The following is a 23,875-nucleotide window of genomic DNA, read 5'->3' as shown; positions in this document are numbered from 1 at the left end:
GGTCAGGTGGCGTCTACATTCGCCACCCCAAACGGAATATGCACCATAGGAATATCCCCCGCATCGGATTCCAGGTGCGACCGTTGGTCATCAAAGAACATATGGGGCTTGAGCACGTTCAGAATGCGGTCTTTCTTCATTCCGCCCAGGAAGAAAACCTCGTTGGCGTCCACGCCCCAGTGTTCCAGCGTTGTAATCACCCGCTCGTGGGAAGGGGCGTTGCGGGCCGTCACTATGGCGGTTCGCAGTATTCGCTTATAAGCCGGGTCGTCCGTTAATGCCTGGTCCTCAAGCTTTTGCAGGTGTGAAAGCTTGCGGAACAAATCCGCCAGTGGGCCAGGGCTGTGGGGGATTTGGGAACGGGAGGTTTCGTGCTCCTGAAAGTCTTCCAGCGAGCCGGCTTTGTAGACCCGCTCGGAAGCATCATCTGCAATCACGCCATCAAAATCGAATGCAATACGAAGCTCCGTATCCGCTTCATCGTCTACCACCTTACTTGGCAGTACAGTGCCTGCAGCGTAGCCGTAGTCGATCGCCTGGGATACATCGCCAGCGTTGGCAGACAGGAACAGCGAGGCATTGAACGCCGGAATGTAGGCGTAGGGTGATTTACCTTCCAGAAACGCAGCCCGCGTAATATCCAGGCCATGGTGATGAATGGAGTGGAATACCCGTTTACCGGTGATCACCGAGTTCCGCGAGAGCAATACCACTTCAACCGGGCATTGCTCTGGGAACTTCTGGTTAATGCTCAAGAACCGCCTCACGAAAGGAAAGGCAACCCCCTTCCGTAAAGGCTTGTCCAGATTGGCTTCCTGATGCTTCCGATAGGCCTTTTCCCCCTGTTCCCGAAACACCCGGTCAGATTTTGCCAGATCAAATAGAGCGCTTGAAGACACTGCGATCACGAGTTTCTCTTCAATCGGGTAGGGCATGGGCCGAACGTTCCTTTTTGTTGCTAGTGCTAACCGCTTCTCACGCCACACTCAACGATTTGATTTAGGATGGAGGTAAAACAAGAAGTCAATTGGTTAAATGACTGTCTTTTACATTGTTGCCCTTTCGCTACGAGACAATCTGACGCATCATAATGTCGATAACAAATATTTAATCAATTATGCAACGACATCGGATGTTTGGGGTTATGACAAAGCTGCTGGAAGCAGACCTGCAAAACTTTGATCCTATTCTTATTCTAATCCGCAGCCTGATCGGCGAGAACAGCGACGGTTACACTCCTTCGGCAGTTCAACGTCAATTGCCTCAACTCCAAGCAAGAGTATTTTACGGTTAAGTATTTGTGAATGGGCTGTCAGACAGCACACGTTAAGGCCCCGTTTCAAGGCGGGGATCTGCCAGAAATTAAGCGTCATTGTGAGCAAAACTGTGAACTGGAGCAATTCGTGAAAAAAACACTTTCGTTAACCCTTGCGATAGCCTTGGCCGGCTGTGCAACCCAAACACCTCAGATGAACGATGTTGAATCTGGCATAACTGCTGAAAAGCAACGCGCTGCTCAGGTTGCAGCTCAGGAGGCTGCTGCACCAGAACAACTGGCGCTGAAACGCAAGATTGCGGTTGGCCGTCTTTCCAATGAGACCAACTATGGTCGTAGCCTTTTGCGCCGTGACGCTGAAGATCAGTTGGGTGGCAAAGTAACTGATATGTTCCTTCAGGCATTGACCAATAGCGATAGCTTTCTGGTTTTCGAGCGCCCTGATATTTCCCTTTTACAGAAAGAGGCAAGTCTCTTTGGCCAGAAGGTAGACATCGTTGGTGTAGATACCCTGGTAATCGGTTCACTTACCAAGTTTGGTCGTGCCACTACTGGCGAGCGTGGTTTTCTTTCGTCTTCGAAGAAGCAGGAGGCAACTGCAACCGTCGATATTCGTCTGGTAGATGTAAAAACAGGCAGGGCCTTTGCGTCGGTGACGGGTTCTGGTGTTTCCTCAACAGAACATGCTCGCACCATGGGGTTCGGCTCCGCTGCCGGTTATGACGGAAGTCTGAATGATCAGGCTATTGCGGCGGCTGTAACGGCGGCTGTTGATAAGATGACTCGGCTGTTTATGGACAAGCCCTGGACGGCTGATCTATTGGGGCAGGAAGAGGGCATGGTGTTTATTAGCGGCGGCGAAAGCCAGGGCGTAAAGCCCGGCATGGTGTTTGACGTGGAAACCAAGGGCCGCGAAGTGAAGTCCCAGACCACCGGCACAACGATTACCTTGCCTGGCAAGAAAGTGGCCGAATTAGAGGTGGTCAGCCTGTTTGGCGACGACATACTGAACCAGGGCGCAGCGACAATGGTTATTAGTGGCTCAATTGAAGGTTACAAACTGAATGAACTCCAGATTAAGGAGCAGAAGTAATGAGATTCCTGATTGTATCTGTGTTTGCGTTAATGTTGGTTGCTTGTGTTCAGTCACCCACTCGGAACACCCAGGTAGTTGATGACCGGCCCGGGCTGGCTTTTGAGCTATCTTCCTCTGCAGCTGAGGCATACGAGCTGAAAGTGGATGGTGTTTCTTATGGCCGTGTTGGGCAGTACCTTGACGGAGAAAACCGCCTGCGAATTATTGACGGTAGCCATGTGGTGGAGCTGATGAACAATGGCCAGGTGGTGTACACCCAGAAGGTTTATCTTGGCGCTGGCAGCAACCGGGTACTGAAGGTAGGAAGTTATGAATAAGCCTTTTATTCCCATGGTATTGGCTGCGGTTTTAGCGACGGGATGTGCAACAGGTAACAAGCAATTGTACGACTGGGGCCAGTATGAACAAACACTGTTCGTGGTTTATCACGAGCCTGAGTACAAAGAGCAGGCGCTCAGCGATTACCTGGCCTTTGTCCAAACGCATAACGGCCAGGGAACCCTGGCTCCCGGTTTGTATGCGGAGGCAGGCACCTTCCTGCTGGAGCAGGGTGACGTTGGCGGGGCTGTTGATTTCTACAAAATGGAGTACGAACAGTGGCCGGAGAGTCGGCCGATGCTTGGCATCCTGATTGAAAACCTGGAGGCCCAACAATGAACAAGCTGAACCTTGCACTGCTGCTGCTCATCTCTCTGGTTGCCTCGGGTTGTGCCACTACGACAAGTGACCCTGACAGGCTAAACGCCTTTCATGATGCCCAACCAACCTCCATTCTGGTTGTTCCACCAATGAATGAGGTAACGGACGTTCAGGCCACGACTTCGGTTTTGGCAACTTTGCCGTACTTTCTCGGAGAGAAGGGCTTCTATGTCTTCCCGGTAAATACGGTGAAAACGTTGCTGGAGTTTGAGGGGTATTACGAAGCTGCAGAAGTTCATGCTGCTCCGCCAGAGCAGCTGACTAACCTTTTCAAGGCTGACGCCGTTCTGTATGTGACCATCCACGAGTGGACATCCAAGTACATGGTATTTGCCACTGTTACTCAGGTGGACTTCGGCTACAAGCTGGTTTCTGCCGATGGCTCCCTGCTTTGGGAAGAGCGATTGAAGGCGGAATATTCACCCAATAATAACAGCGGTGGCGGCCTTATAGGTCTGATCGTGGATGCAGTGGAAGCGGCAGTAGAGAGAGCGAATCCGACCTACATTCCTTTAACCAAAACCGTTCACGCCCGGGCCCTGATAACACCTGCCAATAGCAGCAACCAGGGTATCCCTGTCGGACCTTATCATCCTGGCTACGAGAGATATTATCAGCGCGTTACTGAAACAAGCGGGGTGGGTGCAAAAGCCGAGTGACCTAATTCCCCCCCCTGTGCAGGGCAGGGGGGGGATTAATAGCGTACGTCAGGATTCAGCCCCGGAAGCGCCCTCATCACCCGGCAGCAGCGGCGCAAACACCTTCTCCCAAAGCACCTCATACCGCTTCCTGTGCCAGCCAATATGGCCAATGCGCTTCTGGTTAATCTCTTCCGGTGTTACCCGAATGTGCTTTTGCGGCGCGTTGGTAAAGAACTCGTGTAGCATTCTAACGTTTGTGGGCGACATCATGTCGTCATCGGAAAACTCAATGGCCGTAATGGGTGTGCGCACACTGGCAAACCGCTCCCGCAGCCAGTCTCCTTCGCAGCCGACGGAGTATTCTTCATTCAGGCACCAGCGCCGCCACTGCATGATCACGCCCTTGGGCATGTCACACATGAGTTTCAGGCGGTTGCCGGGGAAATAGCCTGCAATGGGCACCACCGTGGGTACAAGAATGTACCAGAGGAACCAGGCAATACGTTTGGTTGGGGGTGAGTTATGCCACCAGGTTCCTGTGCCGCACCCAACGGTAATTACCTGATCGATATCCGGGTTGTGGCCCATAAAACCAATCATATGGCCGCCCACGCTGTGGCCGATCCACACAATTTTCAGGCCGCTAAATTTCTCTTTAATGAATGCAAGAACCGCAGGACAGTCGTATTTTGCCCAGCTCAGCTTGTCGCTTTTGCTGTCCTTTACATGGCCGTTTACCGATAACCCCATGCCTTCGTAATCAAAGGTCAGGGCATGGAAGCCCTGGGTGTTCAGCCAGCGGGCGAAGTCGTCGTACAAGTACTGGGCTACGCCGGTTGCCGGCGCAAGCACGCAAATACCCCGCACCTCGGCGCTGTCGGCTGCAAATAGCCGTGCTGTCAGGCTGTGGCCCGCGTCTGTGGTAATACTATGGGTATCTGGCTGGTTCATTACTGCTTCTCTTGGACTGATTATTTAGAGCGTGGGCGCTATAGTGCTGAAAATGAAGGCATCTTGGCAAATCATGTTGGGACATACGCGCGAGGTTAGTCTATGACGACCGGCGAGTTAACCTGTGCAGAGAAGTTGTCGGAATTGGGTTGGCACCCTGGATTGGTGCATGCTGACTATTGTAAAGAAGGGAATTGTTGAAATGAGACGTAAACGCTCAACGCCATTAGATGATGGGCACCACAGCCCCGAAAATTGCTCAACCGACCTTCGCGCGAGAATCCTGAGCAATGCGCCTTATTTCCGTGGGTTACCGGCGCAGGCAATTGAGGCGGTGAATCGACTGTTCAGAAGTGTGGATTATCCCGCGGGCGCTGCTCTTTATCACGAAGGCGACTCGGCAGAGGCACTTTTCCTGGTTGCTCATGGCAGGATAAAACTTCTTCAGCACAGCGCTTCCGGAAACGAGGTTGTGCTTGATCTGCTGGGGCGGGGTGATCCTTTCGGTGGGCTGGCGACGCTTGGCCAGCGCCGCTATCCACAAACAGCAGTGGCGCAGACCGCCTGCTGCGTGCTGACGATTACGACAGCAGACTTCCGACATCTAATTCGTACCTATCCAGAAGTAGCCCTCAGTGCTCTCGACGGTGTCGCTCGTGATCTTGAAGCTGCTCACGATGTGATTCGGTCGCTCAGTACGCTTCCGGTGGAAGCGCGCATCGCTCAGGTCCTGATTGATCTTGCAGATCGGTTAGGTGAGAGCGATGAATCCGGCGTTCTGATTCAATCTCCGCTCTCACAACAGGATCTCGCGGCCATGGTTGCGTCAACAGCGGCCACAGTCAGCCGTGTTATTTCCAATCTTCGCCGCCAGGGTTATGTTGAAACCGGGCGCCAATGGATCCGTATTCGTGATCGTGACGGCCTTGCACAACTGGCTAAAGACGCGGCCCTGGCTGAGTGATTTTGTGATTTTTCCCATATTTAACAAGTGTTTGGACTAACATGTTCCAGCGCATATAAAGACCCGCCTAAATCATTCATCCTGTATGCATCAAAAGTAAAGAGACAGGAGAATGACTATGAAACTTATCTTACGTAGTGACGAACTGAACTGCCCATCCTGTGTTCCCAAAATCGAGAAAGCCTTGGGCCAGGTTGCAGGTGTCGCTCACGCCAAAGTGCACTTCACCACCGGACGCATCGAGGTTGAATACGATGCTGATCAGGTGAAAACCGACCAGTTGGTATCAGCAGTTAGGAATGTCGGTTACGAGGCTCGCGTCAGCGCATTTTAACTTGAGGTCAGGGGCAAGCCCGGTGTTTGTTCCTGGCTCTATGTTGAGGTAAGTGAACATGGAATTTTTTAATAAGTTGCGCCGCTTGTGGCATTCACCGGCAAGCCGGCGTGGTCTGGTCGTGTTAGTGTCCGGTGCAGCAGGTGTGGGCGGTGTTGCCAGTAATTTCCTTGGTGGCCCGGCCGGCCTTACCAGCGCATTATGGTTATTTGCAGCAGCTGTCGCGGGTACCGAGATTGCATTGCGGGCATTTGCTGCACTGCGCGCCCGAATCATCAGCATCGAGTTGCTGGTGACCATTGCAGCCGTAGGCGCCCTGTTTATTGGAGAGTATTGGGATTCCGCCGCAGTCACCTTCCTGTTTGTTTTAGGAGGCTACCTGGAGGCGCGAACCCTGTCACGCACGCGTTCAGCGCTTAGCGATTTGCTGGCGTTGGCGCCTACGGAGGTGACGGTTCTCCGGGATGGTACCGAGGTTACCCAGGCGCCCCACGAAGTTGTAACTGGCGACACAGTGATTGTTCGCCCCGGTGGGCGTTTGGGTGTTGATGGGGTCATCCTGAGTGGTCAAGCGGCCATAGATGAAAGTGCTATCACCGGAGAGCCGATTCCTGCACAGAAGCAAAGCGGTGACATGGTATTCGCCGGCACGGTGAGCCACGACGGTTATCTTGAGGTGCGTGCCGAAGGCGTGGGTGCAGATACAACCCTGGCACGGATTATTCAGCGTGTTGAAGAGGCGCAAGAAGCCAAAGCGCCCACTCAGCGAATGATTGAGCGGTTTGCGAGTTGGTATACACCGGCAATTATTGTGATGGCTATTGGTGCGTATCTGGTCACAAAGGATGTTGCGCTTGCGTTGACTCTGCTGGTGATTGCGTGCCCGGGGGCACTGGTTATTTCCACACCGATTTCGGTGATTGCAGGCATTGGCAGGGCAGCCCGTGGCGGTATTCTGATCAAAGGTGGTGAATACCTGGAGACAGCAGGCCGAATCCGCGCTGTTGCGTTTGATAAAACTGGAACACTCACGGAAGGGCAGCCGGAAGTACTTACCGCTACTCCATTGGCTGGTATTCCAGCACTTCCTGGCATGGCTGGTGAAGATTCACCTCGCACCCGGTTATTGCAGTGGGCGGCGCTGGCAGAAAGCGGTTCTGAGCACCCCCTAGGGCGTGCTGTTGAACGTGCATTACCAGAGGGTTATGTAGGCCCGCGTGTAGATCAGTTTGAAACTGCGCCGGGTGGTGGTATCAGTGCCCAGTGGCAGAACCAGCGAATAGAAATTGGTAGCCCGGTGTGGCTAGAGGAGCGGGTTAATGAATGGCCGGAACTCGCACGCATAGCATTGGATGAGATTCGTGAGCGTGGCGAAACGGTCGCAGCAGTGTCGGTTGATGGCGTACTTGTTGGGCTGCTTGGGTTTGCTGACAAGTTGCGCCCGGAAGCTGCCGCTGCATTGCAGCACCTGCGCGATATCGGTGTGAAGCGTTTGGTGATGCTAACCGGCGACCACTTAGCCAGTGCCCAGCGGATCGCTCGTGAAGTCGGGATTGATGAAGTTCATGCAGGGCTTTTACCTGAGCAAAAGCTTGAAGCAATCCAGGCAATACAGCGCGAAACCGGTGCAACTGCTATGGTTGGAGATGGAATTAACGATGCGCCTGCGCTGGCGACTGCAGATATTGGCATAGCCATGGGTGTTGCCGGAACGGACGTAGCGATTGAAAGTGCCGATATAGCACTGATGGCGGATGATTTAAGCAAGATAGGCGAAGCGATCGGGCTGGCGAGAGCCACCTTGAACAATATTCGGCAGAACGTAGTCATCGCACTGCTGACAGTGTTTGGCCTCTTGGCAGGCGTGTTCGCTAACGAGGTTCATATGGCAGGCGGTATGTTCATCCACCAGATCTCAGTGTTGGTGGTGGTCATCAACGGCATGCGCCTGATGAGGGCTCGCCCAGCGCGGAAGCAAAAGTCTGCTCCATTAGTGCCGCAGGAAGCACAGGCAGCCTAGTATAGTATTCCGGTTGCCGGGGAGGGTAACGCCTTCCCGGCTTTTCTGCATCGCGCCACCCACGCCACTGCCCTGTGCTGGTAATCTAAAAGCGAACGATCCAATATGGTCTTAGAAAAGATAGCTATAATACGAGCTACCATCATGAGGAGGTTTATATATGGCGACCCTTAACCAAATACGCCACGACCATGCCAACATGGCCCGGTTGCTACACGTACTCTTGCTCAGGCATGAATCCCTGACCCAAGGCGACCGCCCTGATTTTCATCTGATCCGGGAGGTTGTCGACTATATTCTCGATTATATGAACGGCTTTGTTACGCCTCTTGAGCGGCTATACACCGAGCACCTTGTGGCCAAAAAGTTCAAGGAAGGCGAAGTTGGCCAAAGGCTAGCCGAGGATTACCAGGCGTTGCGGGATCGTTTGAACCTGCTGTCGGAGAATATTGATATGATCCTGCTGGACGCTGTAGTGCCTATGGATCGTTTTGCCGATGACCTTAAAGCCTATCTCGATGCACATAGCGCATACCTGCGTGCAGAGCGCGAGCTATTGTTCCCGTTCTTCCGCGAACACCTGTCGGAAAAAGAACAAAAAAGCCTCCTTAAAATGCTGCCGGAAGGTGCACAAGCCAATCTGGCACGGCTTAAAGAAGATTATCCTGAATTGTACGAGGAGTTTAAGGAAGCTCCTTCTCCATTTTCCTGATGCACTTTATTCCGCCGTCGACACATGACTGCGAATAAGCTCGGCCAACTGCTTTGCAGGCTCTGAAGGCCTGCCAGTTGGTCGGTGCAGGGCAATCTCTACGGATTGCAGAGCAGGCATGCCGCTGCGCTCATCCAGCACGCGCAACTGCGGTGTGAGCATATTCCGTGTGATAACCGCTACCGCAAGCCCTGCAGCAACAATCGGCATCAGGCCAGTCATCGATTGACTGGAATAGGCCATTCGCCAATCCCTCCCTGCGTTCGTTAATGCCTGTTCGGCAAGATCGCGAAAAACATCTGCTCCCGGAGAGTAAAAGGCCAAAGGGATTGGGTCGGTCAGAGAGGGTTGGGCGTTTGCACCAACGGCCCACATAAGAGGCTCACGCCGGATGACTTCACCACCCGGAGATCTCGCTTGCCGAGTTACCACGGCCAGGTCCATGGTTCCCGCCTGCACCTGCTTCACTAGCTCAACGCTTGAGCGGCAAGTTACCTGTAACTGCACCGCTGGGAACAACCGGTTGAATTGAGACAACGCCGAGGTCAGCAGAAAGGCATAGTCTTCCGGAATGCCAAGGTTCAGTTCCCCGGAAACCTGGCGTTGCTGCACGTCATCAAGGGCTTCATTGTTGAGCTCCAGCATTTTTCGGGCGTAGCCCACCAGCTTCTGGCCTTCTGCCGTAAACCTTATACGCCGCCCATCCCGCTCGTGAAGCGGAACGCCAAGCGCAGCTTCCAAACGGTTCAACTGCATGCTCACGGTGGATTGGGTATAAGCCAATCGTTCGGCAGCCGCTGTAACCGTTCCGGTGTCCGCAATGGTCACCAGTGTGAGGAGCATGTTCAGATCCAGTATGCGGTTTCTCAATGTATCAATTCTCGTGATGTTCGCTATCAAAAAGCATTGATGTTGTGATGAATGGTAATTGGGTAGCCTGTCACTGTCGAATTCAATTCACCCACAGCAACAGGAGTCACGACGGTGCAACTAATCGCAAACCCTTCCCGCCCGCTTTATGTCAGTATCATTGCCGCCCTTTTTGCTGTTGTGCTCTGGGCGGGTGCACCTATTCTGGTGAATCTGGCGAGCTCCGTGCCGCCCTTCCAGCTCACGGCCATTGCTCTGCTCAGTGGGGCTGCGGTCGCCTGGTCCGCGAGCCTTGGCAAGCGCCGTAATCGGGCTGGCCAGGCAGTTCAGGTGCCACTAACCCTGAAATGGAAATTGGCGATATACGGTCTGTTACCGGCACTGATACTGGGTGCTATTGGTGGCTACCTCACAGGGGTCGGTATGGCCCCAACCGCAGAGGCAGCGTTGATCACCTATACCTGGCCCATCATGTTCATTGTGATCAGCCAGTGGCTTTTCCATCGCCGGATACCGCTTCCGGTGTTGTGTGGGGCGCTCATTGCCTTTTCAGGCGCAGCGATGCTGCTTTCGCCGGGGACTGGAACAGAAGGTTTTTCCCAGTACATGCTGGGCTATGGTTTGGCGTTGTTGGCAGCTTGTTGCTGGGCACTGTATTCGTGGGTGTGTCAGGCCGCACCTGTGGCGGTTGCGCCTATTATGCCTGGCCTGTTTTTGATCGCCGCTGTGGGCGCTGTAACAGCCGATGTTCTCACCGGTGCTGCCTTTGGATTGCCTTCAGGCCTGGCACTTGTTGCTGGTGTGGGGCTTGGCGTTGGCCCCTATGGACTTGCCATGGTAGCGTGGGATGTTGCTTTACGTAGCGGCCCGGCCGCCTTGGTTGGCAGCCTTGCCTATGGCGTACCGGTATTGGCGGCTGCCTTTTTGGTGATTGCCGGGGTTGCTGCACCAGACTGGCGTTTACCGCTTGCCGCTCTGCTGGTTGTTGCAGGATCGTTTGTGGCAACCATGAGGCGCAGCTCCCAGCTGTCTCACGGTTAGTAGTGCGCGCCTGTATGCACATATTTTAACTGTTTGAACCACAGTAACCAATGTACGGTAGAGAGCTGTCATAAACCGATAAGGTGTCAGGAGACAGCCCGCAATGCGCATTGCCTGGAAACCGGTTGGTTGGGGACTGTTTGCAGTATTGGTGCTCACTGTGCTGGCGGGCGGTCTGGCCGCTCGCTATTTCTGGAATCAGGCGCTCGAGCAAAACGGAATCGAATCACTGGAGTGGCTGGGGCTGGATCTGTCGTTTAGCGGTGTAACGATTCGCGAACTGACGTTGACTCAGTCCATCCCGGAAAGAGACCTTGCCTTGCATGGCCGGAATGTGTCGCTTGGTTGGCGCTGGCCGGAATGGGGAGGCGGGTGGCAGCCGCAGTTAGCTACGTTGACCGCGGAGTACCTGTGGCTCGATTTATACACTAAACCGGTAGCTCAGTCTGAAACGGCACCGGGAGTGCAACAGCCGATCCAGTGGCAACCAGAATTGCTGGCCTTGCTGCCTTCGGAAGTAAGCGTACAGCAGTTTGATGTGACCTTGCCGTGTGAAACAGGCCGCTGCCCATTGGCAGGCAGCCTTGCCTTGAACAACTCCCATGAGGCTCAGGTTACTGAGGCCCAGGTGCAACTCCACCACGAAGGTCATCAGCTTGGTCTGTTGGCGACTCTTGATCGCGCTGGGCGCGATAACCTGAACTTGTCAGCAGAATTATCGATTGATGGTGTGCGGTATCTTTCAGCGCATACGGCTTACAGTACCCGGAGCGCCAATGACCTGGTGTCGTGGCAGGGTTCTGTTGATGTGCCAGAGTTACCCCGGGCAGATTGGTTGCTGGCCTGGCTGCAAACCTGGCAGAACATACCCATGGAGCAATGGCCGGATCAGCCGAAGACAGGCTCTGCCGCCGCCAACTGGCAATTGCAGGGGCCCGGAGACGAAACCTTTTTGGCCAAAGCGACGGGGAGCGTGAAGGTGCAAGCACGATTGCCGCAACCCTGGCCCGCACCAGGTATTGGAACAATCAGTGGCAATGCAGAGGTGGCTTTGAAGGTTGATGAAGGCATATGGCAGCCCGAAACCTTGCAGGCGGATCTGAAGTTGAGTCATCCGGCATCCTGGATCAAAAGCATACCCGAGCTGATGCGCCCTGAGCTTCTCGAACTCTCCGTGCGACCCGCAAAGGCTTTACCCCTAACTCTTGGCGGAGCCGCTGCTACCCAAGCCGGGGCAGAGCCTGCTTTGCTACCGTTAACACTTGCAGTGACCAGCCGCGGGGGTGCAAATCTTGCCATAAATTCCCATCTGGCTGCATCCACAAGCCCTCCTTGGCGCGTGCAGTTGGGGGATACACAGATTACTGCAGCACTGCGACAACTTGATGTGGCCGGCTGGCGGCTGACCAAACCCAAGGTAGAGGCCACGCTAACAGGTTGGCTGGACGACAGTGCAGTTGCGCTGGAATTCGGAAAGCGTGCATTCGTGGAAGCTGAGAAACTCGAGCCACTTCCCGGCACTGCCGCCGCGACGGGTGGCACGCAACTTAATGGCCTGCGTGTGGACTTGTCCGGAGCGACCCTTAAAGCGGTTTACCGTCGCGAGCAGGGCGAGCTGAGCCAGCTGTCTTTGATTGGGCCGCTGGGCATCAAGGCAAAACAGATCCGGCACCCGCAGTTACAACCGCAGCCTTGGCAGCTGGATAGTCATGTGAATGCCACACTGGACCGTACAGATGTTAAAGGTTTGCTGAAAGCCAAAGCCGGGACGTCCGTAAACCTCGATCTGAAATTCCCCTATGACGGGCTTCTATCTCTTGAAGCCAACATGCGGGTGAGCGGGAAAAGTGAGGTGGAGGCTTTGTCTCGCATATTTGCAGCATGGCCAGAATCATTGCTTGTATCCGGTGGCAATGTCAGTGCGTACGCCAAATATGAGCGACCCCGGAACGGCTCAATGCACTTGGCAGGAAAATTGGTGTTTGCAGACTGGAGCGGCACCTACGATCGCACGGCGTGGACAAAAATGAACGGCGCCACTGAGTTCTTTCTTGAAAATGAGCGCGTTAAAGTGGCCACCACGGAGCTGACTGTAGAGGAGGTGAACCCGGGTTTACCCTTCGGCCCAGTACTTTTGGCAGGCCATTACCAAGCGCCTCTGGCCCAGCTTGCAGCGGGGGTGATGACTCTGGAGCAAGCCAGCTCCGGCGCTTTGAGCGGAGAAGTAAACATACAGCCCGGAAGCTGGAACTTGGCGCAGGCGCCAGTGACGATTCCCGTGGAACTTCACCAACTCAGCCTCGCTCATCTATTGCAGCTCTACCCAACGGAAGGGCTGGCCGGTACAGGTATCCTCAGTGGAACTGTACCTGTGCTGTTTGATCCTGCCACCGGCATTCGGGTGGAGAGAGGCAGAATCGATGCCCTTAAGCCGGGCGGGCGGCTGAAAGTAACGGCAGAGCGATTGAAGGCCCTTGCCAGCCAAAGCGAGTCCATGAAACTGGTTGCCCGTGCTCTGGAGGATTTCCGCTACTCAGTGCTCGATAGCGCGATCAATTATGATGAAAACGGCACTCTGATATTGGAACTCCACCTTGAAGGCAATAGCCCGGAGGTTGGCAAAGGTCAGCCTGTCGTACTGAACATCAATCTTGAAGAGAATATACCGGCGCTGCTTACCAGCTTGCAGTTAAGCGGCAGAGTGAGTGATGCGGTGGCGGAAAGAGTTAAAAGTATGCTGAAGAAGCGCGAGCGGGATTCAGACGACCTGTTAGAGTAAAGGGTAACAAAGGAGTACATCGATATGACGCAATTTGGTTCGAGGTTTCCCGGGCGTGTATTCGCCCTGTTGGCGAGCTTGATGATCGGTATCTTATTGCTCGGCTGCACCCCAACCGTTCAGGTGGCGGCGCCCAAGGAGCCGATTACTGTGAATTTGAACGTGAAAATCCAGCATGAAATTTATGTGAAAGTTGATAAAGACGTAGACGAACTGTTCAGTGAAAAGGGCCTGTTCTGATTGCCTTGGGGTTGTGTAAAAAACGAATGATTAAGGAGTTAGCCATGACATTATTTACCCGATTCAGCGCCCTGGTGTTAGCGTTCTGCCTTGCTTTGCCGGCAATGGCCATGAGTTTGGATGAAGCGAAAAACGCTCTCGAATCCGCGAAAAGCCAAGGTCTTGTGGGAGAAACACCCTCGGGTTATCTGGCGGCTGTAAGCGCGGATCAGAAGGCACAGGATATTGTGAGTGCAATAAACGATGCCCGCCGTGAAGCCTATAAAGAAATTGCTGAAAAGCACGGCATCGCGGTCACTAAAGTTGAGACTGTAGCGGGCCAGAAAGCAGTCGAGAAAACGCCCGCTGGGCAGTACATTTGGGTAGGTGAGCGTTGGATAAAAAAATAGAAGGTATAGATTAGGGGTGAGTGCGTTATAGCCAATCGATATTAAAGTTTGGCGCGTGCCTGCCGTTAACTCATACATATAAGCCCTTGCAGGAGGTTTAGGTTATGGTAGCGCCAATCATTGGTCGCGGGCCGGATGTGACCGGTCGAGTGAACACGAGCCCCACCGAAGCCAATCCAGCCAATCGCGTAGCTGCCGAGGCTCGAATTGAAAAGCAGGCGGCTATTCGTACACCTGCAGATGCGATTAATGTAATGCGGGCACGTATAGAGCAGCGGCTACAGGAAGCCATGGGCGGCCAGAACAAAGCCGTATCCGGGGCGGACAAGTATTCCGCACAGGCGCAACCACCCACCGCTTCGGATGTCGCCAGTGTGATCCTCGGGTTTGTGCAGAACCGGCTGCAAGCAGAGGCAGACGGTGGCGCAGATTTGGAAAAGCTGACAGATTTGATGTCTCAGGCCCGTGCGGGTATCGAGAAAGGTTATGCCGAAGCGCGAGAACAGATAGTTGCGTTGGGCATGATGAACGAAACTCTGAGTGCGGAAATCGATGAAGGTTTCAACCTTATTCAGGAAGGCTTGCTGAATTTGGAGAAGCTGTTTCTAGGTAAAGAGCCAGAAGTGGATAATTCCACTGAGACCGGTTAATCGGCACCCGGAGTTTTTGAAACTCCCTTCGTTTTCTGGGCTTTGTTCTGCATGGCAGAAGACTCTCTGTCTCTGCCTTGTTTGGACAAGACTTCAGCCAGATTATTCCAGCCAGCACTAATATCAGGGAATCGTTCGGTCATGGTGCGGTAGTAGTTCTCCGCTTCTGACCAGTTGCCCTGCTGATAGGCCAGGTTGCCCAAGCCAAGCAAAGCTGCAGGTTGATCGGGCCAGGTTTGGGCTGCGGCGCTGTAGGCAGCTTTTGCGGCGTTTGTTTGCCGGGTTGTTTCCAGATCGTGGGCCGCCATCAGGAATTCCAGCGGTTCCGCCGTTACAGGCATCTGGTTTGGCGGCAGCATGACCCGTGCCCATCGTTCCGAGCGATCCCAGGTCGCCATAAATGCGCTGGCGGGTAGGCGGTAATTCTCTTCTGTGCCGGAGTGCAGTATCAGCACTTCCTTCTTGCTGTCGTAGCCAATCACCACAGCAAAGTGCCATTGTGGCCACCATCCAAAACGAAGATTCTGCAAAACCAGAACCGGGTTCCCGGCTTCAATTTCCTTTAGCAAAACGTCCAGTTCTGGCTTCAGCGGATAAACCAGCATCCCGTATTGGCGGGCTGCAGCCACCATCTCGACTTGCAACGCACCTTTGCGTTCAGGCAGGTAAACCTTGGTTACCAATTCATCGGGCGTTGCCTGAACACCCTGGGCGTTGAGCATCATCGCCAGAGAGGCAGGGCCGCACTGATACAGCTCTTGAGGATGAAAGGGTACGTTGGTAAGTGTGACTGTGTTGGAGGTGTCGGGCCAATTTGGTTGGCTGGCGCAGCCTGAGAGGATTACTCCCAGGAGCGCTGCCAATAGAAGCCCGGCCGGGCGTGGCCGGAAAGTATACATAAACGTGTTACTTAGCGAATGCAGTTAATAAACGGGAATATATCCGTTGCACACAGCATGTCCGTGATAATGAAAACCAGTAGAAACAGTACGATTATTCCCACAACCCCTTCGCCAGTTGGTGCTTCGGCAAGCTGTTGTTTAAAGTCTGCAAGTTCGGAGGGTGTGAGACTTTGAATCCTGTCTCGCACTTCTTGCTCTCCCACGCCCATACTGGCAAGTGCACCTTTTACGTCTTCTCGGTCCAACATGCTCATCAGAGCTTCGCGATCGATGTCAGCTCTCTGTTCAGTCAGGAGCTCGCCGGTACCAACAATGTTGGCAGAGGCAGGAATTGCCCACATAGAACTCAATACCATTACCAACGCCATGATAGCGGAAACGGACTGGGTGTAGGATCTGATAGCTTGCATAATGCTGCTCCTGCTAGGTATTGCTTCGAGTTTCTATTCTGGATCAGTCAAGTCACAAGTGTAAGCATTTGCGCGCCATTTGCCGTTAAAATCAGATTAACATGCATTAATCTCCAGTTTATATTTGGTGACGGACTAGCATTGCCTTGATCCTTCCAATTTGCTTCATAGGGTTGAGCCCCTTTGGGCAGTATGCTGTGCAGTTCCCAATTCCCCTGCAGCGGAATACGCTGAACGGGTCCTCCAGTTTTGCCAAACGTTCTGCGGTTGCTGTGTCTCGAGAATCCAGTAAAAATCGGTGGGCTTGCAGCAAGCCTGCCGGCCCCACGTATTTTTCGGGGTTCCACCACCAGGACGGGCAGGCGGAGGAACAGCAGGCGCACAGTATGCATTCGTACAAACCATCAAGTTTGGCGCGATCTTCCGGGCTTTGGAGTCGCTCGATTGCTGGTGTTGGTTGGTCGTTTACCAACCACGGTTGAATGCTTTTGTATTGTTTGAAGAACAGCGTTTGATCCACCACTAAATCACGGATCACCGGCATGCCGGGGAGTGGTCGGATGACCAGTTTGGACGACTTGCCAAGGGCATCAGCCACCCGGGTGATACAGCCCAGACCATTGCGGCCATTAATGTTAAGGCCGTCAGATCCGCACACGCCCTCGCGACAGGAGCGGCGGAAAGACAGCGTGGGGTCGACAGTTTTCAGGTGCTCAAGAACATCCAGCACCATGCGGTCGCGGTAACTGGCATCGACTTCCACATCCTGTACATAAGGCGTGGTATCAGCTTCCGGGTTGTAGCGGTAGAGTTGGACGGTAATAGTTGCCATTGTGTTATCCCTCTTTGCTTCCCTGAAGCGCGAATGGCTATTTGCCGGATAAGCCTGCGCATTGGGTGATGTTGACCGCAAAACGTTTAGCAGAAGCAGGGAGCTTTTACCTACGGAAAAATCAAGTTGTGCTGCCTGGGAATGATCCAGCGCATGGAGCTGTCTATTCGTTTCGCAGCGACGCTGAAAAAGAATGGCAGCAATTTAGTCTATGCTTAAGACAGCTCCTATCAACGAAGTTTGGATCCTTAATCATGTCTGAAATAGACACTACCGTTTTCGAAATATTCCCATGGAACCGGAATTTCGAAACGGGCATCAAAACAATTGATGAACAGCATAAGGTGCTTGTTGAAATCGTGAACAGGCTTGCCTGGCACTTTGCATCCAGTACCTCCGAGCTTGAGATTAGCCACATTCTTGATGAGCTGCTTTCTTATGCTGCTTACCATTTTGAAGAGGAGGAGGAAATCTGGAAAGCTGCTCTCGGTGAGCAGGAAATGGTGCAGAACCATCACGATGGTCATCAACTGTTTTTCGTGCAGATCCACATGTTCCGCTCCAGTGATGAGCCGCAAGAAATGGTTATGGGCAAATTGTTCTCCTACCTTACCCGCTGGCTGGCATTTCATATTCTGGAATCGGATCGCCGAATGGCTCTCACCATCAAAGCGGTAGAGCGAGGCGCTACGCTAACAGAAGCTAGAAAAGAAGTGGACAACGAGTTGAGCGGCGCAGTGTCAGTGATGGTTTCAGCTTTGTTGGAGATTTACGAAAAACTCTCAGCCAGCACCATGCAGTTGATGCGTGAAAAAATGGCGCGCCTTAGAGCTGAGGATGAAATTGCCCGTTTGCATCAGCGTAACCTCAGTACAGCACTTGAGAAGCAGGCATCTGAACACGCAGAACAGTTGCAGTTTCTCGCCTATTCAGATCCGGTTACGGGGCTGATGAATCGCAATGGAATACTCCGGGAAATCCGGCATCTAATGCAGCAAAAGCATTTACCTGCAGAGTCCGCTGCGGTGATCTCTATTGATCTGGATAATTTTCACAAGGTGAATGCCCGCTTCGGTGAAGACTCTGCCGACAGACTGCTTGGTTTGCTTGCCAGGCGCTGGAGGGAAGCGATGGCCCACGGTGGGCAGCTTGCACGAATCAGTGGCGACGAGTTTGTTGTGCTTCTGGCCGATAGCGGAAAAGTAGAGGCCCAGCTAAGGGCATTGAGACTGACGGCTGAACAACCGTTCATGCTTGATGGTGGCAGTATCAGTATGGCGTTTACTGCAGGTGTCGTCCGGTTTCCCCATGATGGTGCAGATGACGGGGATACGCTTTTGCGGCAGGCTGACCACACGTTGTTTCGCGCCAAACAGGAACAAAAAGGTGAGTGGCTGTTTCTGGATGCCGACGCACAGCGCCAGTCAGTTGAGCGCCAGCGGCTTTTGGCGGACATTCGTGCCGGGCTTGCAGGCGATCAGTTCAGGTTGCTCTATCAACCCAAGGTCTGTCTTAGAACTGGCGGAGTAATAGGTGTTGAGGCGCTGATTCGGTGGGAGCACCCGGAAAAAGGTACCTTGAGCCCAATGCAATTTTTGCCAGCATTGGAGTATCACCCACTGATGATCAGCATAGGTGAGTGGGTTATTAGCCAGGCGCTCAGGCAAATGACGGTTTGGGATAGTGAAGGCTTGGCTTTGGATGTGGGTGTGAATATTGCTGCGGTACATCTCCAGCACCCGGATTTTGCAACCAGGTTGGCCGGGGCGCTGGCCAGATACCCACATGTTGCGCCGCAAAGACTGGATCTGGAAATACTTGAAACAGCTGCTCTTGGTGAGCTTGATAAGGCAGGCAGTATTATTCGGGAATGCGAAAGCCTTGGGGTAACCTTTTCATTGGACGATTTTGGTACCGGCTACTCTTCACTTTCGTACCTCAAAAAGCTACCTGTCAGAACCCTGAAAATAGACCAGGGCTTTGTAAGCAGTGCATTGTTGAATGGTGACGATAGAGCAATCCTCAAAGGCATAATTGGCCTTTCTCATGCGTTCGACAAAAAGTTGGTGGCGGAGGGGGTAGAAACCATGGAACACGGGAAGCTTCTGATTCGCCTTGGTTGTTATCATGCTCAGGGCTACGCCATTGCCAGGCCCATGAAACCAGAGAAAATAGCAGCCTGGAAAAAACAGTGGCGGCCTTATCCTGAATGGTCTGCCGGAGAATACGTAAAATAATGATTACGCCCGCAAATACAATGGATAACCGCAAGATCGCGGAAGCGCGACTGCCGCGAATGATGTTCGATTACTTTGACGGTGGTGCCTTTTCGGAGCAGACCCTCAGGGAAAATGCGGGGGATTTCCAAGAGCTGCACTTCCGCCAACGGGTCATGCGGGACGTGTCTGCTGCCTCTGCTGCTACACGAATACTGGGCCAGGATACCTCTTTACCACTGGCTCTTTCGCCAGTTGGTCTAGCCGGCATGCTCGCCCGCAGGGGAGAGGTTCAGGTAGCACGGGCAGCGAAGAAAGCTGGTGTGTCCTTTTGCCTCAGCACCGTGTCCATTTGTTCGCTGGAAGAGGTTGCCGCGGCAGCCACTGCGGCTAACTGGTTTCAACTGTATGTTTTGAAGGACAGGGGCTACTCGGAAGCCTTGCTTGATCGTGCACACAAAGCCGGATACTCAACTCTGGTGTTTACAGTGGATCTTCCCAAACTTGGCGTACGTTATAGAGATATACGTAACGGCATGAATGGCGGCCTCTCGTCTTGGGGCAAGATACAAAAGCTGTCTGATTTGCTTTCCCATCCCCTATGGCTTTGGGATGTTGCCATCAAGGGCAAACCTCTAACGTTTGGCAACCTGTCTGATGCCGTGCCCTCGGGCCGCAATCCTGAAGATTTCAAAGCATGGGTAGACCAGCAGTTTGATGCGTCGGTTACCTGGAAGGATCTCGATTGGGTACGCCAGCACTGGTCGGGCAAACTGGTTATCAAAGGGATTATGGATCCTGACGATGCCCGTTCGGCGGTAGATGTTGGCGCCGATGGCATTGTTGTTTCCAACCATGGTGGGAGACAACTGGATGGTGCGCCGTCAACCATCTCGGCGCTACCCGCCATCGTAGAAGCCGTGTCCGGAAAAACCGAGATTCTGTTTGATGGCGGTATACAGTCTGGTCAGGATGTTGTGCGGGCGCTTTGCCTTGGCGCGAACGCTTGCCTGGTGGGGCGTGCATGGGCTTATGCACTGGCAGCCGGCGGTGAGGCGGCAGTCGTACGAATGCTGGACAACTTCCGCTATGAGGTTGAGTTGACTCTTGCACTGCTGGGCAAAACTTCGGTAGAACAGTTAAACCCGGATGATATTGTTTGAGCGACAAACGGAGGCTTGCTGATGGATATTCGAATCAAGAGAGCTTACGAAGACGCCGCACGTTCTGACGGCCCGCGCATTCTGGTCGACAGGATATGGCCCCGTGGCGTTGCCAAGGAAGATGCTGATCTCGAGGCCTGGCTAAAAGGGCTGGCGCCTTCCACTGAGCTGCGAAAGTGGTTTGATCACGACCCTGAGAAGTGGAAAGAGTTTCGCCAGCGTTACCTGAAGGAGCTGAAAGCCTCGAAGGAGGGAGACACGGCCGACGCTCTGAAGGAACTGCAGGCGATTCTAAAAGAGCACAAGCGCATAACCCTGGTGTTCGCCGCAAAGGATACAGAGCACAATAACGCTGTAGCCCTTCGCGACTTTCTGGATAACGGCGATTTATAGCGTGCCAAGGGCCTGCTGAAGGTCTGCTATCAGGTCTTCTGCATCCTCAAGCCCAACAGATAGCCGCAGCATACTGTCGCTTATGCCACGGCGTTCCCGTTCCTCCTGACTGATTCCATAATGGCTTGTGGCGCAGGGCTGGGAAACCAGGCTTTCCACGCCACCCAAACTGGTGGCCAGCAAGAAAACCTGCAAGTTGTCGGCAACTTTTACCGCCTGTTCCCGATCCCCTTTGATCTCTATCGTCAACACACCACCAAATCCGTCCATTTGTTGCTTGGCCAGGTTGTGGCCCGGGAAGTCTGGCAAACCCGGATAGAGCACTCGTTTTATGGCCGGATGGCCTTCCATCGCGCGGGCAACCGCCAATGCGTTCTCATTGTGTTGCTTTACCCGCAGGGGCAGGGTTCTGAGGCTGCGAGAGAGTAGAGCAGCGGTTTCTGGTGCGAGAATCTGGCCGAGGTTTTTGCGCCACTGGGCTATGGGCTTTATTCGTTCCGCAGAGGCCATGACTGCGCCTGCTGTAATATCGCTGTGCCCACCAAGGAATTTACTTGCGCTGTGAAGGCTCAAGTCTGCCCCCAGGTTTAACGGCCGTTGGTTCACCGGCGATGCAAAGGTATTGTCTACTGCAAGCAGGGCGCCCTTGGCATGGGCTTGCTGCGCCAGCTGCTGAATGTCCAGTATGCTCAACGTCGGATTGGCCGGCGATTCGCAGTACACCAACATGCCGGGTTTGCTCAGGGCGCTGGCCAGTTGATCGGGTTCATGTCGTAACAGGAAGGTAACGGGAAGGCCCAGAGGTTCCATGTGCTTGGTCAGCAGTTCCTGTGTACCGCCGTAGAGGTCGCCAACGCATACAATGCCGTTTCGACCATGGGCAAACAGGGTTGCCGAGATGGCGGCCATCCCCGAGGCGAAGGCTAGCGCATCTTCTGTCTCCTCAAGGCTGGCCAGGCCTTGTTCCAGCTCCTGGATGGATGGGTTGCTTCCCCAGCGAGTGTACAGATTACCCGGCGCACGGCCTGCAATGACCTCTTGGAGCGCTGCTGTATCCGGAAACCGGTAGGTAGTGGTGTTGTAAATCGGCGAGTAGGGACTGCCAAAGCCATCCTTGTGGCGGCGGTTATGGATGATTCGAGTTGCCTTACCGTGCTCTGAATCTTTGTGCATGGGCTGTCCCTTAAGCTGGCTAAAGTTATAAAAGTAATTTCGCAGTGTAGAGGGAATTATTCTCGCAGGCATGGCTCGCGCTGACTACCGGGGCAGATGACCGTAGGCATAGAGCACTATAGAAATAACCACTTCGGGACGGGTTATTGGTCATCTGATATGCTCGGCTGTTTCCCGGTACCAAGTTCGGGATAGATGCTTATTTTTCAGTTTTTGATGCTGGAGTATTCGGTATGCCGGTTATGGTTCAGGCGCTTGTGCCTGTTTTTGCGCTGATTGTTTTAGGGCACCTGTTCAGGCGCTGGGCATTTCCTTCGATTGAATTCTGGCCTCAGGCTGAGCGCTTTACCTACTACGTACTTTTTCCCGCCATGCTGGTGTTCAAACTTGGGCAGGCTCGTTTACCCGCCTCCGCCTATGGTGACACTGCCTTGCTTATCGCGTCCATGCTGCTGGCGATGACGTTGCTTTTGGTGGTTGTGCAGTTCTTCTGGCGCTGGAATGGGCCGGTTTTTTCTTCGGTGTACCAGGGAGCTATCCGGTTTAATTCCTATGTCGCGCTAGCGGCGGGGGGCATGCTACTTGGCGATGATGGTTTGTCCCTCACAGCTATTGCCGTTGCCGTCATGGTGCCGCTGATTAATTTGCTGTGCATTCTTATGTTTTCGATTGTCACATCCGACGGCCCGGCACGGCTAGCGCCGGTAGTGCGTGCCATTGCGTCAAATCCGTTGATTATAGGGTCAGTTCTTGGGGTGATTTGGAGCTTTTTCGAGATTGGCTTTCATCCGCTTCTCGCTGGAACACTTGAGCCGCTAAGCAATCTGGCCTTGCCTATGGGGCTGATGACTGTTGGCGCAGGGCTTCAGCTAAAAGCCCTGCGAGGCGCTTCCGTGCCTTTCGTAGTGTCGTCTGTTTTAAAGTTGTTGCTGTTCCCGTTTATGGCGGCAGGCTTGGCCCTTCTGTTGGGCCTTGATGGCACCCTGGTGCAAGTAGCGATACTGCTGGCCACTCTGCCAACAGCGACCTCGGCCTATATCCTGGCGCGCCAGTTGGGCGGCGATGCACCCTTGATGGCGGGTATCATCAGTGGCCAGACACTTCTGGCCATGGTGTCTATTCCTTTAATGCTCAGCATTCTCTGGTAGGCACTTGAGCACGGCATCGGCAATGCTTTGCTGGAAGGCCACATAACCCTCCGGAGTTGCGGTTATGTTTGTAGCCAGTGGGTCCCAGGTGCTGAATGTCACATCCAGCCCGGCGGTGATGGAACGCCACCACTGCCGGTTGAATTGGGGCTCCGTTAGCAGGCAGGGATGATTTGCACGGCGCAGGCTGCTCTGAACCTCAGCTATGTGTCTGGCTCCCGGCGATAGTTCGGGGTTGAGTGTTAGCACACCCTCTACATTCAGGTTGTAGTGTTCTGCGAACCGTGTGAAGGCGCTGTGGTATGCAAACAGGCTGGTATCCCGCAAGGGCTCCAGTTGCTTCCGGATTTGCTGCTCTTTGGCTGTCAGTGATGCTCTGAATGCTTCCAGGTTGGCATCGAGGGCAGGCTTGTCTGCCATGTTCCGTTGGGCCAGGGTATCTCGGATGGTTTCTGCCATGGTTTGCGCCATGTGTGGGTCCACCCAGATATGAGGGTCTTCACCATCTCCATGGTCATGTCCGTGGCTGTGTTCATCGTGGCTATCTGCACTGGCAGCGTGCTCGCTGTCTTCATCGTGTTCCATGAGTGTGGTCGAGCGTCCGCCAAATTCGCTGCCCGTCAGCAGGCGATTCAGAAACGTCTCCATTTTGGGCCCTACCCAGAAAATCACATCGGAATCTTCCAGTACCCTGCGCTTTGACGGTGTCATCGAATAGTTGTGAGGGCTGGCGCCTAGCGGCACCAGTGTATTTACCTGCATATCTTCCGTGGCTATCGCGCGCACCAGAAGTTCCAGTGGCTTGATGGAAGTGAGAATGCGAGTGTCGGCAAGCGTGTTGTCGGAATAGAGCAGGGTGCTGGTTGTCAGTGTTAGAGCCAGGGCTATGATTTGGATGCGCATGTTAGGTCTGAATCCTGGTGCGTGTTGGTAATGTTATAATATAACACCGCTAGTGGTGCCATCGCAAAATCTT

26 protein-coding genes are annotated in these 23,875 nt (G+C 53.7%); 18 read left to right on the top strand and 8 right to left on the bottom strand.

The window, feature by feature from the left end; translation table 11 throughout:
- Window positions 1–2: 2 nt before the first annotated feature.
- Complete coding sequence (locus FE848_RS02205; protein ID WP_200201085.1) at window positions 3–935, bottom strand: 5'-nucleotidase; 933 nt, start codon at window positions 933–935, stop codon at window positions 3–5.
- 209 nt (window positions 936–1,144) lie between these two features.
- On the opposite strand from FE848_RS02205, the gene FE848_RS02200 reads away from it, so the two are divergent.
- The 5 genes from FE848_RS02200 (at window position 1,145) to FE848_RS02180 (ending at window position 3,730) form a co-directional block, all read left to right on the top strand.
- On the top strand, window positions 1,145–1,294 hold the full coding sequence (locus FE848_RS02200) for a hypothetical protein (protein ID WP_200201084.1): 150 nt from the start codon (window positions 1,145–1,147) through the stop codon (window positions 1,292–1,294).
- A 109-nt stretch (window positions 1,295–1,403) separates the two neighbouring features.
- A complete protein-coding gene (locus FE848_RS02195; protein WP_320159494.1) occupies window positions 1,404–2,369 on the top strand; it encodes a CsgG/HfaB family protein in 966 nt (321 codons plus the stop codon).
- Window positions 2,369–2,689, top strand: a complete 321-nt coding sequence (locus FE848_RS02190; RefSeq protein WP_200201082.1) for a hypothetical protein — start codon at window positions 2,369–2,371, stop codon at window positions 2,687–2,689. The genes FE848_RS02195 and FE848_RS02190 overlap by 1 nt, the downstream gene beginning before the upstream one ends.
- A complete protein-coding gene (locus FE848_RS02185) occupies window positions 2,682–3,029 on the top strand; it encodes a DUF4810 domain-containing protein (protein ID WP_200201081.1) in 348 nt (115 codons plus the stop codon). Before FE848_RS02190 ends, FE848_RS02185 begins: the two co-directional genes overlap by 8 nt.
- Entirely contained in the window at window positions 3,026–3,730 is a 705-nt protein-coding gene (locus tag FE848_RS02180) for a DUF799 domain-containing protein (protein ID WP_200201080.1), read from the top strand. The genes FE848_RS02185 and FE848_RS02180 overlap by 4 nt, the downstream gene beginning before the upstream one ends.
- Before the next feature lie 48 nt (window positions 3,731–3,778).
- On the opposite strand, the gene FE848_RS02175 is transcribed toward FE848_RS02180, so the two are convergent.
- Window positions 3,779–4,663: an alpha/beta fold hydrolase gene (locus tag FE848_RS02175; RefSeq protein ID WP_200201079.1), complete on the bottom strand. Its 885-nt coding sequence runs from the start codon at window positions 4,661–4,663 to the stop codon at window positions 3,779–3,781.
- Window positions 4,664–4,865: 202 nt separating this feature from the next.
- Here FE848_RS02175 and FE848_RS02170 point away from each other — a divergent pair, with 202 nt between their 5' ends.
- The 4 genes from FE848_RS02170 (at window position 4,866) to FE848_RS02155 (ending at window position 8,693) form a co-directional block, all read left to right on the top strand.
- Window positions 4,866–5,627 (top strand): Crp/Fnr family transcriptional regulator, encoded by a 762-nt coding sequence (locus tag FE848_RS02170; RefSeq protein ID WP_200201078.1) that lies wholly within the window; start codon window positions 4,866–4,868, stop codon window positions 5,625–5,627.
- Window positions 5,628–5,745: 118 nt separating this feature from the next.
- Window positions 5,746–5,961: a heavy-metal-associated domain-containing protein gene (locus FE848_RS02165; protein WP_200201077.1), complete on the top strand. Its 216-nt coding sequence runs from the start codon at window positions 5,746–5,748 to the stop codon at window positions 5,959–5,961.
- A 58-nt stretch (window positions 5,962–6,019) separates the two neighbouring features.
- On the top strand, window positions 6,020–7,981 hold the full coding sequence (locus tag FE848_RS02160) for a heavy metal translocating P-type ATPase (RefSeq protein ID WP_200201076.1): 1,962 nt from the start codon (window positions 6,020–6,022) through the stop codon (window positions 7,979–7,981).
- A gap of 160 nt (window positions 7,982–8,141) precedes the next feature.
- The gene (locus tag FE848_RS02155) at window positions 8,142–8,693 is read left to right on the top strand and encodes a hemerythrin domain-containing protein (RefSeq protein ID WP_200201075.1); all 552 of its coding nucleotides are present in this window, start codon (window positions 8,142–8,144) and stop codon (window positions 8,691–8,693) included.
- A gap of 6 nt (window positions 8,694–8,699) precedes the next feature.
- Here the strand turns inward: FE848_RS02155 and FE848_RS02150 are convergent, their stop codons facing one another.
- The gene (locus tag FE848_RS02150) at window positions 8,700–9,536 is read right to left on the bottom strand and encodes a LysR substrate-binding domain-containing protein (RefSeq protein ID WP_227715079.1); all 837 of its coding nucleotides are present in this window, start codon (window positions 9,534–9,536) and stop codon (window positions 8,700–8,702) included.
- Window positions 9,537–9,677: 141 nt separating this feature from the next.
- On the opposite strand from FE848_RS02150, the gene FE848_RS02145 reads away from it, so the two are divergent.
- From FE848_RS02145 to FE848_RS02125, 5 genes are all read left to right on the top strand, one after another.
- Complete coding sequence (locus FE848_RS02145; protein WP_200201073.1) at window positions 9,678–10,604, top strand: DMT family transporter; 927 nt, start codon at window positions 9,678–9,680, stop codon at window positions 10,602–10,604.
- 103 nt (window positions 10,605–10,707) lie between these two features.
- Window positions 10,708–13,383 (top strand): YdbH domain-containing protein, encoded by a 2,676-nt coding sequence (locus FE848_RS02140; RefSeq protein ID WP_200201072.1) that lies wholly within the window; start codon window positions 10,708–10,710, stop codon window positions 13,381–13,383.
- Window positions 13,384–13,464: 81 nt separating this feature from the next.
- Complete coding sequence (locus FE848_RS02135; RefSeq protein WP_413785001.1) at window positions 13,465–13,623, top strand: YnbE family lipoprotein; 159 nt, start codon at window positions 13,465–13,467, stop codon at window positions 13,621–13,623.
- 44 nt (window positions 13,624–13,667) lie between these two features.
- Complete coding sequence (locus FE848_RS02130) at window positions 13,668–14,012, top strand: YdbL family protein (protein WP_200201070.1); 345 nt, start codon at window positions 13,668–13,670, stop codon at window positions 14,010–14,012.
- Between the two features lie 104 nt (window positions 14,013–14,116).
- The gene (locus tag FE848_RS02125; protein ID WP_200201069.1) at window positions 14,117–14,662 is read left to right on the top strand and encodes a DUF5610 domain-containing protein; all 546 of its coding nucleotides are present in this window, start codon (window positions 14,117–14,119) and stop codon (window positions 14,660–14,662) included.
- Here the strand turns inward: FE848_RS02125 and FE848_RS02120 are convergent.
- The 3 genes from FE848_RS02120 to FE848_RS02110 all read right to left on the bottom strand — a co-directional run bounded on the left by FE848_RS02120 (window position 14,659) and on the right by FE848_RS02110 (window position 16,806).
- Window positions 14,659–15,561 (bottom strand): PA2778 family cysteine peptidase, encoded by a 903-nt coding sequence (locus tag FE848_RS02120; RefSeq protein WP_200201068.1) that lies wholly within the window; start codon window positions 15,559–15,561, stop codon window positions 14,659–14,661. The genes FE848_RS02125 and FE848_RS02120 overlap by 4 nt on opposite strands.
- An 11-nt stretch (window positions 15,562–15,572) precedes the next feature.
- Window positions 15,573–15,974, bottom strand: coding sequence for a PA2779 family protein (locus FE848_RS02115; RefSeq protein WP_200201067.1), 402 nt, complete (start codon window positions 15,972–15,974; stop codon window positions 15,573–15,575).
- 118 nt (window positions 15,975–16,092) lie between these two features.
- A complete protein-coding gene (locus FE848_RS02110; protein WP_200201066.1) occupies window positions 16,093–16,806 on the bottom strand; it encodes a succinate dehydrogenase iron-sulfur subunit in 714 nt (237 codons plus the stop codon).
- A gap of 254 nt (window positions 16,807–17,060) precedes the next feature.
- On the opposite strand from FE848_RS02110, the gene FE848_RS02105 reads away from it, so the two are divergent.
- From FE848_RS02105 to FE848_RS02095, 3 genes are read left to right on the top strand one after another with little or no spacing between them, the layout of a single operon-like run.
- The gene (locus tag FE848_RS02105) at window positions 17,061–19,043 is read left to right on the top strand and encodes a putative bifunctional diguanylate cyclase/phosphodiesterase (protein ID WP_200201065.1); all 1,983 of its coding nucleotides are present in this window, start codon (window positions 17,061–17,063) and stop codon (window positions 19,041–19,043) included.
- Window positions 19,043–20,185, top strand: coding sequence for an L-lactate dehydrogenase (locus FE848_RS02100; protein WP_200201064.1), 1,143 nt, complete (start codon window positions 19,043–19,045; stop codon window positions 20,183–20,185). The genes FE848_RS02105 and FE848_RS02100 overlap by 1 nt, the downstream gene beginning before the upstream one ends.
- A gap of 21 nt (window positions 20,186–20,206) precedes the next feature.
- A complete protein-coding gene (locus FE848_RS02095; RefSeq protein WP_200201063.1) occupies window positions 20,207–20,578 on the top strand; it encodes a DUF488 domain-containing protein in 372 nt (123 codons plus the stop codon).
- On the opposite strand, the gene FE848_RS02090 is transcribed toward FE848_RS02095, so the two are convergent.
- Entirely contained in the window at window positions 20,573–21,751 is a 1,179-nt protein-coding gene (locus FE848_RS02090; RefSeq protein WP_200201062.1) for a trans-sulfuration enzyme family protein, read from the bottom strand. The two genes, FE848_RS02095 and FE848_RS02090, sit on opposite strands and share 6 nt — an antisense overlap.
- Window positions 21,752–21,984: 233 nt before the next feature.
- On the opposite strand from FE848_RS02090, the gene FE848_RS02085 reads away from it, so the two are divergent.
- Window positions 21,985–22,899: an AEC family transporter gene (locus FE848_RS02085; RefSeq protein ID WP_200201061.1), complete on the top strand. Its 915-nt coding sequence runs from the start codon at window positions 21,985–21,987 to the stop codon at window positions 22,897–22,899.
- On the opposite strand, the gene FE848_RS02080 is transcribed toward FE848_RS02085, so the two are convergent.
- Window positions 22,876–23,802, bottom strand: a complete 927-nt coding sequence (locus FE848_RS02080) for a zinc ABC transporter substrate-binding protein (protein ID WP_200201060.1) — start codon at window positions 23,800–23,802, stop codon at window positions 22,876–22,878. The genes FE848_RS02085 and FE848_RS02080 overlap by 24 nt on opposite strands.
- Window positions 23,803–23,875 lie beyond the last annotated feature (73 nt).

It is taken from the genome of Marinobacter sp. 1-3A, assembly GCF_016597775.1.
Taxonomy (GTDB): Bacteria; Pseudomonadota; Gammaproteobacteria; order Pseudomonadales; family Oleiphilaceae; genus Marinobacter; species Marinobacter xiaoshiensis.
The sequence above is the reverse complement of the archived record's forward strand: the minus strand, read 5'-3'. Positions and strand labels throughout refer to the sequence as shown.